The organism is Streptomyces sp. NBC_00690 (assembly GCF_036226685.1).
GTDB lineage: Bacteria > Actinomycetota > Actinomycetes > Streptomycetales > Streptomycetaceae > Streptomyces.
The window spans coordinates 3,394,726-3,408,179 of record NZ_CP109009.1 but is presented as its reverse complement, the minus strand read 5'-3'; the positions used below and the strand labels follow the sequence as shown (position 1 = coordinate 3,408,179).

Annotated in this window: 13 protein-coding genes; 8 read left to right on the top strand and 5 right to left on the bottom strand. The window is 69.8% G+C overall.

Annotated elements, in window-relative coordinates; translation table 11 throughout:
• Positions 1-83: 83 nt before the first annotated feature.
• Positions 84-872 (top strand): S16 family serine protease, encoded by a 789-nt coding sequence (locus tag OID54_RS14990; RefSeq protein ID WP_329019603.1) that lies wholly within the window; start codon positions 84-86, stop codon positions 870-872.
• Here OID54_RS14990 and OID54_RS14985 read toward each other — a convergent pair.
• From OID54_RS14985 to OID54_RS14975, 3 genes are all read right to left on the bottom strand, one after another.
• Positions 802-2,199 (bottom strand): MFS transporter, encoded by a 1,398-nt coding sequence (locus OID54_RS14985; RefSeq protein WP_329019600.1) that lies wholly within the window; start codon positions 2,197-2,199, stop codon positions 802-804. The two genes, OID54_RS14990 and OID54_RS14985, sit on opposite strands and share 71 nt — an antisense overlap.
• Positions 2,196-2,942: a helix-turn-helix domain-containing protein gene (locus tag OID54_RS14980; RefSeq protein ID WP_443055589.1), complete on the bottom strand. Its 747-nt coding sequence runs from the start codon at positions 2,940-2,942 to the stop codon at positions 2,196-2,198. The genes OID54_RS14985 and OID54_RS14980 overlap by 4 nt, the downstream gene beginning before the upstream one ends.
• Positions 2,943-3,026: 84 nt before the next feature.
• On the bottom strand, positions 3,027-3,536 hold the full coding sequence (locus OID54_RS14975) for an Lrp/AsnC family transcriptional regulator (RefSeq protein ID WP_329019597.1): 510 nt from the start codon (positions 3,534-3,536) through the stop codon (positions 3,027-3,029).
• Between the two features lie 133 nt (positions 3,537-3,669).
• Here OID54_RS14975 and hppD point away from each other — a divergent pair, with 133 nt between their 5' ends.
• From hppD to OID54_RS14950, 5 genes are all read left to right on the top strand, one after another.
• Positions 3,670-4,815, top strand: coding sequence for a 4-hydroxyphenylpyruvate dioxygenase (gene hppD / locus OID54_RS14970; protein ID WP_329019594.1), 1,146 nt, complete (start codon positions 3,670-3,672; stop codon positions 4,813-4,815).
• Positions 4,816-4,925: 110 nt separating this feature from the next.
• The gene (locus OID54_RS14965) at positions 4,926-5,711 is read left to right on the top strand and encodes a response regulator transcription factor (RefSeq protein ID WP_329019591.1); all 786 of its coding nucleotides are present in this window, start codon (positions 4,926-4,928) and stop codon (positions 5,709-5,711) included.
• A complete protein-coding gene (locus tag OID54_RS14960; RefSeq protein ID WP_329019588.1) occupies positions 5,698-7,653 on the top strand; it encodes a sensor histidine kinase in 1,956 nt (651 codons plus the stop codon). The genes OID54_RS14965 and OID54_RS14960 overlap by 14 nt, the downstream gene beginning before the upstream one ends.
• Positions 7,654-7,791: 138 nt before the next feature.
• Positions 7,792-8,175 carry an LPXTG cell wall anchor domain-containing protein gene (locus OID54_RS14955; protein WP_329019586.1) on the top strand — a complete coding sequence of 128 codons (384 nt, stop codon included), beginning with the start codon at positions 7,792-7,794 and terminating at the stop codon, positions 8,173-8,175.
• An 80-nt stretch (positions 8,176-8,255) separates the two neighbouring features.
• Positions 8,256-8,873 (top strand): class F sortase, encoded by a 618-nt coding sequence (locus tag OID54_RS14950; protein ID WP_329019583.1) that lies wholly within the window; start codon positions 8,256-8,258, stop codon positions 8,871-8,873.
• A gap of 79 nt (positions 8,874-8,952) precedes the next feature.
• Here OID54_RS14950 and OID54_RS14945 read toward each other — a convergent pair whose 3' ends face one another.
• Positions 8,953-10,707, bottom strand: coding sequence for a tetratricopeptide repeat protein (locus OID54_RS14945; protein ID WP_329019580.1), 1,755 nt, complete (start codon positions 10,705-10,707; stop codon positions 8,953-8,955).
• Positions 10,708-10,815: 108 nt separating this feature from the next.
• Here OID54_RS14945 and OID54_RS14940 point away from each other — a divergent pair, with 108 nt between their 5' ends.
• Complete coding sequence (locus OID54_RS14940; protein ID WP_329019577.1) at positions 10,816-12,183, top strand: FAD-binding oxidoreductase; 1,368 nt, start codon at positions 10,816-10,818, stop codon at positions 12,181-12,183.
• Positions 12,184-12,356: 173 nt separating this feature from the next.
• On the top strand, positions 12,357-12,734 hold the full coding sequence (locus OID54_RS14935; protein WP_329019573.1) for a VOC family protein: 378 nt from the start codon (positions 12,357-12,359) through the stop codon (positions 12,732-12,734).
• A gap of 89 nt (positions 12,735-12,823) precedes the next feature.
• Here the strand turns inward: OID54_RS14935 and OID54_RS14930 are convergent, their stop codons facing one another.
• Positions 12,824-13,330 (bottom strand): SsgA family sporulation/cell division regulator, encoded by a 507-nt coding sequence (locus tag OID54_RS14930; protein WP_329019571.1) that lies wholly within the window; start codon positions 13,328-13,330, stop codon positions 12,824-12,826.
• Between the last annotated feature and the right edge of the window lie 124 nt (positions 13,331-13,454).

The window sequence follows — 13,454 nt, the reverse complement described above, 5'->3', positions numbered from 1 at the left end:
GCCCGTAGGGCCGTGCGCTCGATGGGTGCGGGCGGCGCCCTGTGCGGTCCCGGCACTCCGCCCGGCCCGGATAGATTGGGTCGGTGCTCTCCCGTCTCTCGCGCCCGCGGGCGCTCATCCTCAGCGCCGTTCCCCTCGTGGCCCTCTTCGGCGTCGTCGGTTTCGCACCGCTGCCGTACGTCATCGCGCAGCCCGGGGACACCGCAAATGTGTTGGGCACGCACAAGGGCACGCCCGTGATCTCTATCAGCGGCGCCCCGGTCCGCACCCCCGAGGGCGCCCTGCGGATGACCACGATCCTCGCCACGGGTCCGGCCGCCGACATCCGCGTCGGCGAGGTGGTCGACGGTTGGTTCCGCACCGACCGTTCGGTGCTGCCGCGGGATTCCGTCTACCCCAGCGGCAAGTCCACCGGGGAAGTCGCCGAGCGGAACCTCAAGGACATGACGGAATCGCAGCACGACGCCACCTTGGCCGCGCTCGCCTACTTGGACGAGGACCCCGCGAAGGTCAAGGTCACCCTGCGGCTCGCCGATATCGGTGGTCCCAGCGCCGGACTGTTGTTCTCGCTCGGCATCGTCGACAAACTCGACGGCAACGGCGAGGGGGGCGATCTCACCGGTGGCCGCAGCATCGCGGGTACGGGCACGATCTCCCCGAACGGCAAGGTCGGCCAGGTCGGCGGGGTGTCGCTGAAGACGCAGGCCGCGGCCCGGGACGGCGCAACCGTCTTCCTGGTGCCGGAGGGTGAGTGTTCGGACGCCCTGGCCGAGGCCCCCAAGGAGCTGCGACTGATCCCGGTCACTTCCCTCCAGGGCGCCGTGGAGTCCCTTCGCGCGCTGGACGCCGGGGGGAAGGTGCCGTCTTGCTGAGTGCGTCCACGGGGGTCGAGTTCAGCTCCCGCCAACAGGGGAAGATCGCGGGCGCCAGGTTCGCCGCGAAGTAGGTCCCTCCGAGGACCCACAGGGTCGTCCACAGCCCCACCTGTTCGATGAGGAAGCCGGCCGCGAGTCCGCCCAGGGGAGTGGTCAACAGGGCTCCGGCCACCGTGACGCCCGCGACCCTGCTGCGCAGCGCGTCCGGGACCCGCTCGTACACGACGGTGGTGAGGATCGGGTTGATCATTCCGGCGCCGATCCCGCCGGCCGCCAGGATCAGTGCCAGCGGTACGGTCCCGTCGGTCAGCGCTGCTCCCACGTACTTCGGTGCTCCGGCGATCATGAACGCCACCGTGAACACCACCCGCCGCGGGAACCGCTCGCCTATCGCCCCGTACAGCAGTGCTCCGAGCAGGGCGCAGCCGGCGAAGAGCGCGACCAGCATGCCCAGTTCACCGGCCCCGCCGAGGTTCTCCTTGGCGTGCACGGGCAGGAGTACGGCGCTCCATGCCTGGTCGAGGCCGTTGGTGAGCATCACCATCAGGGTGATGCCGAACAGCAGGGGGTCGCGCAGCAGGAAGGAGTATCCCTCGCGCAGTTCGCCCGTATAGGTGCGCAGCGAGACGGGGCGGGTGTTCTTGCTGGGTTCCGCAGCGGCGACGTTCCGTACGCCGAAGTAGATCAGCAGGGCCGAGCCGGCGAAGGTCAGGGCGTCGAGGAGCAGGACGGTCTCCGCGCCGGTGAGGGCGATCAGTACGCCCGCGAGGGCGGCGCCGGCCATGCGCGCACCGCGCGACACCGCGTCGAAGATGCTCGCGGCCCGGGGGATCGGGGTGCCCGCGATCACGGCGAGTTGGGGCAGCAGGACGTAGCGCGCGGTTTCGCCGGGGGCGTGGAAGAGGCCCGTCACCGCCATCAGGGCGCACAGCATCCAGAAGTGGAGGAGGTCCGCGTAGTGAAGTAAGGGGATCGTCGCGACGGAGATCGCGCAGACGGTGTCCGAGATGATGCTGATCCGGCGGCGGCCCGTGCGGTCGATGATGGGGCCGCCCGCGATCGCTGCCACGACGACGGGCAGGGTGGCGCAGAAGGCGACCAGACCAGCTTTGGCGGGGCTGCCGGTGGTCTCCAGGGCGAACCAGGGCACGCCGACCAGGGTGAGCGAATTACCGGTGATGGAAACGGCGTTGGCCGCCAGGACATGGGCGAGCGGGCCGCGTCGACGAGGGCCCCCCGGGATCGCGTCGCTCCCGGTTGGGCCGGGCCCTTCTGGTGTTTCGGGTGATTCTGTTGCTTCGGTCGGGGTCTCTCCGGCGGTCATGGCGGGGTCCCTTCGGTTGCTGACCCGGGGGCGCGAGGGGCGCGGGCCGTGCGAGGGGTGCGGGGGAAGGCATGGAGGTGGATGCGCACCTGGGCGGCTCGATCGGCATCCGTTCGTGCGGTGGCCGGGGCGGGGCGGGTGGAGCCTTCGGGATTGCTGGGCACTTCGGGGTGCGGGGGGTTCTCGCGGTGCTCCGGGTCGGGTTCGTCCGTGTCCTTGGGTGCGGGTTCATGGTCCCGGTAGCTCTCGATCAGTGCATGGACCTTTCGGTTCAGCTCCCTGGCCGCTTCCGGTGTCAGTCGCAGGGTGAAGTCGCTGAGGTCCGATGCCCGACGCCACTCCTTTGGCCATTCGTCGGCGGTGTCGAGCCAGCCGCTGACCTCCTCCGCGTGCTGGGCCGCGACCTCCTGGATGAACAGGCCGGCGGCTCCACGGACGGCCGGGTCCTCGCTGTGGAACATCGAATGGTCGATGCTCGTGCCCTCGGCGGAAGCCCGCCACCAGCGCTCGCGCCCCTTGTTGAGGTCGGGGGCGTCTTCGACGAAGCCGTGCGCCGCGAGTTGGCGCAGGTGGTAGCTCGTGGCACCGCTGGACTCGCCCAGGGAATGCGCCAGTTGTGATGCGGTCGCCGGCCCGTCGTGGCGCAACGCGGTGAGCAGTCGCAGCCGCAGGGGGTGGGCGATGCCCCGCAGGGACCGCGGGTCCAGGGGGCGGTAGCGGGAATCCGGCTGCGGCTCGTGCATAGTGCAAAGATATGCTTGCAAATAAAGCTTTGCAAGCATTGTTTTTGCGTCACACGCCACCGCGAGAGCCGTGCAATGGTCTCCCTAGGTGGACGGCTCCTCGGGCCTCCCGGGCCCCGGCCGGCCACCCTCCCTGGCCGCCTGTTCCACCAGCGGGATGATCCGCAGCGGCACCGGGTTCTCCATCACGATCGCCGTGGAAGCGCGCATGATCCCCTCGAACCCGACCACGCGATCGATCACCCGCTGGAGGTCGGCGTTGGACCGTGCCACCAGCCGGCACAACATGTCCCCCTGTCCGGTGGTGGTGTGCAACTCCAACACCTCAGGAACGGTGGCCAGATGCGCCCTGACGTCCGCCCCCTGCCCCTGCTTGATCTCCAAGGTGGCGAAGGCCGTGACCGGGTACCCCAGCGCGGCCGGGTCCACGTCGGGCCCGAAGCCGCGCAGCACACCATGGGTGCGCAGCCGGTCGAGCCGCGCCTGTACGGTCCCCCGGGCAACTCCGAGCCGACGCGATGCCTCCAGTACGCCGATCCTCGGTTCACGTGCCAACAGCACGATCAGTCGGCCGTCCAAATGATCGATCGCCACACTGCACTCCCATGGGGCCTTTGGGTGGTCATCCTGTACAGAAAGCGGGACCATCGTGGACCCTGGTAGTGCAGATTGCCTAGCGTTGTGACGAACTATTGCGCACCTTGTGGAGCGAGAGGAGTCTGGCGCTATGACTGAGACCATCGATCACCACCCCACAACCGCGAGCAAGGTCGACCCCTTCCCGGTGAAGGGCATGGACGCGGTCGTCTTCGCCGTGGGCAACGCCAAGCAGGCCGCCCACTTCTACTCCACGGCCTTCGGCATGAAGCTCGTCGCCTACTCCGGACCGGAGAACGGCAGCCGGGAGACCGCGAGTTACGTGCTGGAGAACGGTGGGGCGCGGTTCGTCCTCACCTCCGTCATCAAGGAGGCGACCGAGTGGGGCCGCTTCCTGTCCGAGCACGTCGCTGAACACGGTGACGGCGTCGTCGACCTCGCGATCGAGGTACCGGACGCCCGAGCCGCGTACGCGTACGCCACCGAGCACGGCGCCCGTGGCGTCACCGAGCCGTACGAGGTGACGGACGAGCACGGCACGGTGGTGCTCGCCGCCATCGCCACCTACGGCCAGACCCGGCACACCCTGGTCGAGCGCTCCCGCTACGACGGCCCCTACCTCCCCGGCTTCGCCGCCGCCACGCCCATCGTGGAGCCCCCTGCGAAGCGGACCTTCCAGGCCATCGACCACTGCGTCGGCAATGTCGAACTCGGTCGGATGAACGACTGGGTGGCCTTCTACAACAAGGTGATGGGCTTCACCAACATGAAGGAGTTCGTGGGCGACGACATCGCCACCGAGTACTCCGCACTGATGTCGAAGGTCGTCGCCGACGGCACGCTGAAGGTGAAGTTCCCCATCAACGAGCCGGCGATCGCGAAGAAGAAGTCGCAGATCGACGAGTACCTGGAGTTCTACGGCGGCGCCGGTGTCCAGCACATCGCACTGGCCACCAACGACATCGTGGCGACCGTACGCTCCATGCGCGCCGCCGGCGTCCAGTTCCTCGACACCCCCGACTCGTACTACGACACCCTCGGCGAGTGGGCCGGTGAGACCAGGGTCCCCGTGGAGACCCTGCGCGAACTGAAGATCCTCGTCGACCGGGACGAGGACGGCTATCTGCTCCAGATCTTCACCAAGCCGGTCCAGGACCGACCGACGGTCTTCTTCGAGATGATCGAGCGCCATGGCTCGATGGGCTTCGGCAAGGGCAACTTCAAAGCGCTCTTCGAGGCCATCGAGCGCGAGCAGGAGAAGCGCGGCAACCTCTGACGGCCGACCGGCGGGCGCCCGGCGCCTTCCGGCCGTACGGCACCGGTGGGCGGGACCTGTGAGGGTCCCGCCCACCGTCCCGTTCGACGCGGGTGCATACGATCGGCCGTGTGTGCGCACATGTGACGATCGCTGAGGACGACGAGAAGCAGGCCGAGCTGGTCCGCCGCTATCTCGAACGGGAAGGGCACACCGCCACGGTCGTACGCGACGGGCGCGCCGCCATCGACCTGGTGCGCCGACAGCCGCCCGACCTGCTCATCCTCGATGTGATGATGCCCAAGTGCGATGGTCTCGACGTGCTGCGCATCCTGCGGGCCGAGGGGTTCGACCTCCTGGTCCTGATGCTCACCGCCCGTTCCACCGAGGACGATCTCCTGCTGGGACTGGACCTCGGGGCGGACGACTACATGACCAAGCCGTACAGCCCCCGTGAACTGATGGCCCGGGTGAGGACGCTGCTGCGCCGCAACCGAGTGCCGGACCCGGCCGAGCCGAAGACCGGAACGACGCTGACCGTGGGTGCCCTGGCGGTCGATCCCGAGCGCCATGAAGTCACCGTCGACGGCGTGTACGTGGAGTGCACCCCGGGGGAGTTCCGCATCCTGGCGGCGATGGCAGCCGAGCCGGGCCGGGTCTTCACCCGACAGCAACTGCTGGAGGAGCTGCACGGGTTCACCCGGTACATCGGGGACCGGACGGTCGACGTCCACATCATGAACCTCAGAAAGAAGATCGAACCCGAGCCACGACGGCCCCAGCGGCTGGTGACCGTCTTCGGGGTGGGCTACAAACTGTCCGCCCCCAAACCGTCCGCGGTCTCGCGCGGCGGTGGGGCCGTAGCACCCGCGCGGCCCATACGACCGGTTTCGGGCGGGCGCGATGCGCGGTCGTAAAGCCCCCTCGCGCGAGGGCCGCACCAGACTGCCCCTGCGCAAGAGCCTCCTCGGCAGGCTGCTCGCCGTCTCCACCCTGGTCGCCGCCTGCTCGGTGGCCGCCACCGCCTGGCTCGCCGTCCAGAGCACGTCCGGCGCCATCAAGGAGCAGCAGGGCCAGAACCTCACCGACGACACCGACATCTACGACACCCTTCTCGCCTACGCCGCCACCCATCCGCGGTGGGACGGTGTCCAGAACACCGTGCAGACCCTCGCGGGCAAGTACGACCGCCGGATCGTGCTCACCACCCAGAACCGGCAGCCCATCGCCGACTCCGCCGAAGCCGCCGCCCAGCCGGCCGAGCTCCCCATCCGGAACGCTGCCGTCCTGAATCCGCTCGCCGCCGACACCGGGCTCGCCACCAGCAGGACCGGAGCGGACACGACCGACGGCATCGACCCCCGGGCCGTCGGCCCCTTCCGGTTGACGGCGCCTGAGAGCACCAAGTTGGAGAAGATCGCCAAGCGGATCGTCAGCTGTCTGTCCGACAACGGTGTCGCCGCGGATGTGGTCCCCACCCCCAGCGGACGCCCGAGCATCGAGGTCGTCGGCCAGGACGGTGAACGCGTGCACGGCATTCGCTGCGCCGTCATCGGGCTCGACGAGTTGGACGCCCCCACCCGTACGGAACGCACGGCGCTCGCCGCACTCAATGAACTGGCCACACAGTGCCTCAAGGACAAGGGCCATGGACCGGTGAACGTCGACCTCGACCTCTCCTGGCAGCGCGGCCCGAAGGACATCCTGTTCAAAACACGCACGCCCGTGATCACCATCGCATCACCCATGCCGAGCCCACCCGGACAGCTGGAGAGCACCGCGGATCGTGACACCGCCACCTGTGTGAACACCGCCCGCAAAGCGCAGCTCCGCGCCCATGTCTCGCCGCCCGCGCTCCTGTTCATCGACGATCCGGTGGGAGCCGAACCTCCCGGCTTCGACCTCTCACCGGCGAACACCGTCCAGATCGCGGGTGTCGCCGCGCTGGTGCTCGCACTGACCGTGGGTGCCTCCGTGCTCGCCGCCACCCGACTGGTCCGGCCCCTACTCGCACTCACCGGAGCCGCCCAGCGGATGAAGGACGGCGAGCGGACCGCTCCCGTGCCCGTCACCACGGACAACGAGATCGGCCGGCTGGCCGTCGCCTTCAACGACATGGCCGCCCATCGCGCCCTCCTCGAAGCACAGCGCCGGGCGATGGTGAGCGACGTCGCCCATGAACTGCGCACTCCGCTGAGCAACATCCGCGGCTGGCTGGAGGGCGCCCAGGACGGAATCGCCGACCTTGATCCGGCGTTCGTCTCCTCGCTCCTCGAAGAGGCGGTACAGCTCCAACACATCATCGACGACCTCCAGGACCTGGCCGAAGCCGACGCGGGGGCACTGCGGCTCCACCCCGAACCGGTACGGATCGACGAACTCCTCGGCCAGGTCGCCGCAGCCCACCAGGCACGGGCCGAATCGGAGGGCGTCGCCCTGCACGTCCGCGTGGACCCGAACGTTCCGACGCTGCTCGCCGATCCGGTGCGATTGCGTCAGGCGGTCGGCAATCTGGTCTCCAACGCCGTGCGTCACACTCCGCGCGGCGGCTCGGTCACCCTCCGGGCGCGGGGGTCCGCCGACCGGCTCGACGTGGCGGTCAGCGACACCGGCGCCGGCATCCCCGCCGCAGACCTGCCGCATGTCTTCGACCGGTTCTGGCGGGCGGAGAAGTCCCGCAACCGCAGGACCGGAGGCAGCGGTCTGGGGCTGGCGATCGTACGGAAGTTGGCCGAGGCCCACGGCGGCACGGTCGATGCCCGCAGTCGGGTGGGGGAGGGCTCCACGTTCACCCTGCGGCTTCCGACGGCCGCCGCCGACCCGGTGGAAGGCCCTGATCCCCGGATCACAACGATCTGACAGGTTCTTCATATCTCCAGTCCAGCCTTACGGACATACGGAGCACTTCCGCAGCACGGCACGGCCGGCCGGGCTGCACGGGCGCCGCCTTCGAGCGGCCCGGGTGCTCACGCAATGAACTGGAATGGAGCCATCTCTATGTCGTCCCCTCGCCTGTCCCTGCGTGCTCTCGCCGTCGTCGTCACGGCGGCCGGCGCCCTGCTGGCCCCCGCCGCCGTGGCGGTGGCCGACTCCAGCCCCACGCCGGTCGTCTCCTTGGACGCCACCGTCACACCGTCGCCTTCCGAGAAGGTCAAGCGCGTCCCCCTCGCCGAGTCCGGCACATCCGAGAGCCGCCCCGAGGTCACGCGCCCCACGGTCATGCCGCGCGGCGGAGTGGCCGCCGGTGAGCAGCCCACCGCAGCGGCCGGCGACGACAGCAGTGTGAGCATGCCGCTGCTGGCGGCCTCCACCGGTGTGCTCCTGGCCGGTGCGGGCGTCCTCGTGATCCGCCGCCGCAATACCGTCGACGGCCGGGTCTGACACCCCTGAAGCACCCTCCTTCCGCAGTGGCACCGGCCGACCGGTGCCACTGCGGTCCCACGTCCCTCCCAGGAGCCGTCATGATCACCGCACCCGTCCGCCACCGTGGCGCCCCCGCCCTCACGGCCCTCGCCGTCTGCCTGACGCTCGCGCTCTCCGGCTGCTCGGGCGAGCAGGACCCGGAGCGCAAGGAGGAGACGAAGGCCGCCCCGAACACTCCGGCCGGTGCCGCCGCACCCGCGGCCGATGCCAAGGTCCAGAACCCGGTTCATGTCTCGATCCCCTCGATCGGCGTCGACAGCCAACTGATGCGGCTGGGGCTCAACGGCGACGGCACGGTCGAGGTCCCACCAGCGGAGAAGGGAATGACGGCGGGCTGGTACACGGGCGGGGCCGTCCCGGGCGAACCCGGCGCATCGGTGATCATCGGCCATAACGAGACCAAGTCGGGCCCCGCGGTCTTCCAGGACCTCGGAAAGCTCCGCAAAGGGGCGGAGATCGCCGTGCGCAGCGCCTCGGGCGCCACCAACCGCTTCACCGTCACCGGGACCGAGTCGGTGAAGAAGAAGGCGTTTCCGACGAAGAGGGTCTACGGCCCGACCAACGGCCGTGAGCTGCGGTTGGTCACCTGCTCCGGCGCCTACGACGCCGAAGGCCACACGGTCGACAACCTCATCGTCTACGCGACCTTGGGCTGAGCCCGCGGCCTTGGACAGGCCGGCCCGGGAACGCCCGCGCACCGGCCCTTCGACGGGCCGGATCGGGCCCTGCGCCGCGTCACTCCCGACCCGTACCCCCGCCCGTCGATGTGCCCACCCCGCCGGATCCCGCGGGCTGACCGGACGCCGCGGGACGTACCGGCCGGGGCTGCGCTTGCGGCTCCACAGGCTTAGCAGGCTTGACCGGTTCCGCCGGTGCAGCTGGTTCGGCTGGTTCGGCCGGTCTGGCAGGCGAAGAGCCCACGGCCCCCGACGCCGCGCCACGCCCCTGTCCCGCACCCGACGGCGTTCCGCCACCGCCCGGGTTCACCGCGCCCCCGCCCGCTTTCGGCTTCGGCTTGACCGCCATCCCCTCCTTCCCCGTCACCTTCCGCGGTCCACCGGGCGGCGGCTGCCCCAGTGCATCGAGCGCGTCCCGTGCAGCAGGCGCCAGCAGCGGGGAGAAGTGGGGATTGATCCGCAGCGCCTGACCGAGGTACCGACGGGCCGGCCCGTACCGCTGCAACGCCCGCTCGATCTCGCCCCGGTGGTACGCGAACAGCGGACTGCGCAGCCCCTCGTCCGTCGCCTTCTTCGCGTACGGCAGGGCCTCCTTCACCCGGCCCGCCCGGAACAGCGCCCACCCCAGGGCGTCCGCGATCTGGATGCTGCGCCGACCCTCGTCCCATTCGGCCTGCAACAACTCGACCGCGTCCTGCGGATCGCCGTGGTCGGCTTCGTACCGCCCCACCACCAGTTCCTCGTTCCGGCCGCCCGCCGTCGCCTTCCGCGCCAGTTCGCCCACCAACTCGTACTGGGTGTCGGCATCGCCGTCGAGCCCCAGCGACTCGTTCAACTCGCCCGCCTCCAAGGCGTACTCCGCCAGGGGTCGCTTGGCCAGCGCCGACTGGTAGTCGCGCAGCGCCGCCTCCGTTCGGCCCAGCGCGGTCAGTGCCCGCCCGCGCGCCGCGAGCGAAGGATGGTGGTCGGGGGCGAGCCGCAGTGCCAGGTCGTACCGCTTGATCGCCTCCTGCGGCTCACCCCGCTCCCAGGCCAGCTCCCCGAGCGCATACAGCGCCGCCGCCTTCTCCGCGGCGCCGTCCGCGCTGCCCACCGCGTCCTCCGCATTGGCGGACGCGTCCTCCCGCCAACCCCGGTCCCGGTAGACCCGGGCGGTGACGACCCGCGCCTGCGACCCCGCGTACAGCTTGTGCAACGTCTCCAGCGCCTTGCCGACCGACTTGTAGTCGCCCAGCCCGGTGTACGCCTCGATCAGCACCGGGTAGACCGTCCAGCGCCGCGGTTTCTGCTTCTGTGCCTGCCGGGCCCAATCGCGTGCCGCGGTGTAGTCCTGCCGGGTGTTCGCGAGGGTCGCCAGCCCGAGGAGCGCCTCGGTGTTGCCCGCGTCCGCCGACACGATCTCCAGCGAACGTTCCAGCGCGCCCTCCGCCTCGGACAGCGCGTCCCAGTCGGCGAGCCGGAGGGCTCTTTCGATCTGCGCGGTGCCCAGGACCGCCCAGGACTCCTCGTCCCGGGGGTGCTCGCGCAGCCACCCGGAACGATCGGCGATCAAGGCGTCGAGGTCGCTCAGCGCGGCCGGCGCCCCCATGGCCGCTGCGCTCTGTGCCCGGGCGACCGGGCCCGGAGCAGGGGGTGGGGCTTCGCCCCCGCCGACCACCATGGCGCACACTCCGCCGACCAGGGCGGCGGCGACCAAAGCGCCGATCGTCGCGTTCAGCCGACGCCCACCAGTGCCGCTGCCGCTGAGGCCACTGGTCTCAAGGAGTTCACCGCTTCTACCGCTCTTACCGCTTCTACCGGACGCACCGCTCATGGCGTTCACTCTGCGTCAGCGGTCGGTCTATACGAAGAACGCTCCCCGCGGTGTGAGTCGGAAGGCGTACGGGTTCACACCGATGGCCCCGGGTGCGACGCTGGCAGCATGGACGATCTCCTAGAACGGCTGCGCGCCGGGCTCCCCGCCGAGGCCCTGATCAGCGACCCGGACATCATGGTCTCCTACGGCCGGGACATGGCGAGCTTCTGCGACGCGGGCCTGCCGGCCGTCGTCGTCCTGCCGCGCACGGTCGAACAGGTCCAGCACGTGATGCGCACGGCCACCGCCCTGCGCGTCCCCGTCGTTCCGCAGGGCGCCCGCACCGGTCTGTCCGGCGCCGCCAACGCCTCCGACGGCTGTATCGTCCTCTCGCTCATCAAGATGGACCGCATCCTGGAGATCAGCCCCGTCGACCGGATCGCCGTCGTCGAACCGGGAGTGATCAACGCCGTCCTCTCCCGCGAGGTGAACAAGCACGGGCTGCACTATCCGCCCGACCCCTCCAGCTGGGAGACCTGCACCATCGGCGGGAACATCGGCACCGCATCCGGTGGGCTGTGCTGCGTCAAGTACGGAGTGACCGCCGAGTACGTACTGGGCCTCGATGTCGTCCTCGCCGACGGACGCCTCCTCACCACCGGCCGTCGTACCGCGAAGGGAGTCGCCGGCTACGACCTGACCCGATTGTTCGTCGGCTCCGAAGGCAGCCTCGGCGTCGTCGTCCGGGCCGTGCTCGCCCTGAAGCCCAAGCCGCCCCAGCAGTTGGTGCTCGCCGCCGAGTTCGACTCGTCAGCGGCGGCCTGTGCCGCAGTGTGCGCGATCATGGAAGGCGGCCACACCCCCTCGCTGCTGGAACTCATGGACGGCACGACCGTACGGGCCGTCAACGCCCTCGCCCAGATGGGTCTGCCCGAGTCCACGGAAGCCCTGCTGCTCGCGGCCTTCGACACCCCCGATCCGGCTGCCGATCTGGCCCTGGTCGCCGAGGTGTGCCGGGCCCACGGCGCCACCGAGGTCGTCCCCGCCGACACCCCCGCCGAATCGGAACTGCTCCTCCAGGCCCGCAGGATCTCCCTCAACGCCCTGGAGGCCGTCAGGACGGCCACGATGATCGATGACGTCTGCGTCCCGCGCTCCCGACTGGGCGCCATGCTCGACGGCACGGCCGCCATCGCGAAGAAGTACGACCTGACGATCGGCGTCTGCGCCCATGCCGGCGACGGCAACACCCACCCCGTGGTCTGCTTCGACCACGCCGACCCCGACGAGTCCCGCCGCGCCCGTGAGTCCTTCGACGAGATCATGGCGCTCGGCCTCTCCCTCGGCGGCACGATCACCGGAGAACACGGCGTCGGGGTGCTGAAGAAGGAATGGCTCGCACGGGAACTGGGCCCGGTGGGTGTGGAGTTGCAGCAGGGCATCAAACGGACGTTCGATCCGCTGGGCATCCTCAACCCCGGCAAGGTTTTCTGAGCCAACTGGCTCGAATGCGACTCGTTCGTCGGACCGGTGGGGGTGCCGACCTGGGGCCTACGACGGATGCCCCCGGTTCTAGGGCCTTCGCCCGATGCCTGGGCGCGGCGTCCCTTCCTAGGGTGAACTCACCACGCACTGCGGTGCTTTCGAGCAACCTCCCGGGAGGATCCATGCCCGCCCGTCTCGACCACACCATCGTCCACGTGTCCGACCGCTTCGCCGGAGCTCGCTTCCTCTCCGAACTCCTCGGTGGACCCGAACCCGTGAAGAACGGCCCCTTCGTCGCCCTCACCCTGGACGGCGATGTGACCCTCGACTACCTCGATGAGCGCGAGGGCCCCCAGCCCTCGCAGCACCTGGCCTTCCGGGTCTCCGATGAGGAGTTCGACGGCATCTTCGCCAGGATCGTCGAGCGGAAGATCACCTACTGGGCCGACCCGGCCCGGCAGACATCGGGGGAGATCTTCCGCCGCCCCGGAAGTCACGGGGTGTACATCGACGACCCCGACGGACATCTGTTGGAGTTCCTGACCGCGGACGCCCCGTAGGCCGTGTCGTCGAAGCCCCGTCCGCCCGTTGCCGGTCCTCCGGGCGGGCGACGGGACTTCGACGACACTCTCCGGCGCGGGACCGATCGTCAGCAGCCATCGCCGTCCTGGGCATCATCCAGCGGTCCCGGCACGTCCTTGCCGCCCGCGGGGTGGTGCCCGCGCGCCCACAGACCGTCCGCACGGCGAGGTGCGAGCAGGTCCGCCAGTGCGGTGTCGATGCCGAGCTGTCCCGACTCCGTCCCGGGCGGCACCAACCGCAGGGTCCGCTCCACCCAGGCGCAGACGATCGCGGCCGACGCCTCCAGCAGGGCATCCCCATCGGGAGAACTCAACGCGATCAGCACGACGTTGCGACTGTCCACCTTGGTCGGCCAGATCCGCACGTCACCCTGCCCACACGGCCGGAACACCCCTTCCACCAGCAGCTCACGGGCGAAGGTCCACTTCACCGGGTTCTCCGACCCGATGTGAAAGGTGACGTGGACGGCAAAAGGATCATCCGAACGGTAGGTCAGCAGGGCGGGCACCAGGATGCTCCGCTCCGGCGACAGCACCAGTTTCAACTCAAGCTCGCGTTCCACCATCGAGTGCATAGCAACGGCCCTCTTCTCTTCTGTGTCCCGTCCGTACGAGTCCGTGTGTGCACGTATACGTACGGGCGACCCTGTTTTGAGGCCCTTGGGTGAGCCCTGTGAGAAGAGAGCGACAGGTCACACG